Source organism: Pseudescherichia vulneris, from assembly GCF_902164725.1.
GTDB lineage: Bacteria > Pseudomonadota > Gammaproteobacteria > Enterobacterales > Enterobacteriaceae > Pseudescherichia > Pseudescherichia vulneris.
Genome location: NZ_LR607338.1, coordinates 161,636 through 163,074, shown reverse-complemented (window position 1 = coordinate 163,074; position 1,439 = coordinate 161,636). Strand labels below are relative to the sequence as shown.

Genomic DNA, 1,439 nt, shown 5'->3' with positions numbered 1-1,439 from the left:
ATCCGCTCCTGCAATACGCCACCAGCCGCATCATCGAGCTGGAGCGCCTGCTGCTGGTGGATGTGCCGGAAACAGTTTGGCCTGCCGAAGTCGGACTGGTTTACGCACAGGTTGAAAGCGCCGGGGATCTCCCGGCGCACCACCAGCGCCGCCTGAAGCATCACATCAACCGGATGTGGCTCGAAAAAATGCCGGTACCGGCGATCGTAACCGCCGCCCGTTCGCTGGCCACTGCCATGGAGAAATACGCGTGAATTTACAGGAAATCATCGTTGATAACTTTGCCGGGGGCGGCGGGGCCAGTACCGGGATCGAGCTGGCTATCGGTCGCAGTGTGGATATTGCGATCAACCACGACCCCAACGCAGTGGCAATGCACAGCACCAACCATCCGGACACGCTGCATTACTGCGAGAGCGTGTACGAGGTTAAGCCAAAAGTAGCGACCGCCGGCCGCCCGGTAGCGCTGGCATGGTTTAGCCCAGATTGCAGGCACTTCTCCAAGGCAAAAGGCGCGAAACCCGTAGAGAAAGCCATCCGTGGTCTCGCCTGGGTTGTTTTGCGTTGGGGGCTTGATGTAGAGCCGCGCGTAATGAAATTAGAGAATGTCGAGGAGTTCAAGACCTGGGGTCCGCTGCTTGCAGGAGAGATGCGACCGGATCCTGCCAGGGTTGGTGAAACCTTCCAGGCGTTTATCGGCATGCTGACTACCGGTATTGATCCGAACCATCCTGCCCTGGCCGAATGCTGTGAGTTCTTAAATATCCCGCTGGATAGTGAGGATGCGGCAAGGCTGGTTAGAGGGCTGGGGTATGTTGTCGAATTTCGTGAACTCAGAGCATGCGACTACGGCGCGCCGACTATCCGCAAACGGCTGTTTGTCGTTATGCGCAGAGACGGGAAGCCTATCGTCTGGCCAGAGCCGACACATGGGGATCCGAAAACGCCAGCGGTGCAGAGTGGCAAGCTCAAACCATGGCGCACCGCGGCGGAGTGCATCGACTGGTCTATCCCTGCGCCGTCCATATTCGACCGCAAAAAGGCCCTGGCAGAAAATACCCTCAAACGCATAGCGCGCGGCATTCAGCGGTTCGTGTTGGATAGCGCCTCGCCGTTCATCGTGAAGTGCAACCACACTACCACGAAGGGCAAATACGACTGCTTCCGGGGCCAGGCGCTGGCGGAGCCGCTGCAGACAATCACTAAAACGCACGGCTATGCGATCGCCACGCCGGTAATGGCTCCGCTGTTTGCCGGGACCGGCGGATCCACATTCCAGATGAAGCCGCGCCCGGTAGATAAGCCGTTCTTCACTCTGTTGACGCAGAACCGGACGAATGTCATCGCGCCCGTACTGGCCCCTTTAATCGCCCGGCAGTTCGGTGCCAGTGTCGGCCATCGCGCTGACGAGCCGAGCGCGACGGTTACTGCGGGCGGCG

The 1,439-nt window shown here is 59.4% G+C and carries 2 protein-coding genes; both read left to right on the top strand.

What is annotated here, in order from left to right:
* Positions 1-8 precede the first annotated feature (8 nt).
* Positions 9-254, top strand: coding sequence for a hypothetical protein (locus FN633_RS00665; RefSeq protein WP_154056394.1), 246 nt, complete (start codon positions 9-11; stop codon positions 252-254).
* A partial coding sequence (locus FN633_RS00660) for a DNA cytosine methyltransferase (RefSeq protein ID WP_154058778.1) occupies positions 251-1,439 on the top strand: 1,189 nt, incomplete at its 3' end. The genes FN633_RS00665 and FN633_RS00660, both read left to right, overlap by 4 nt.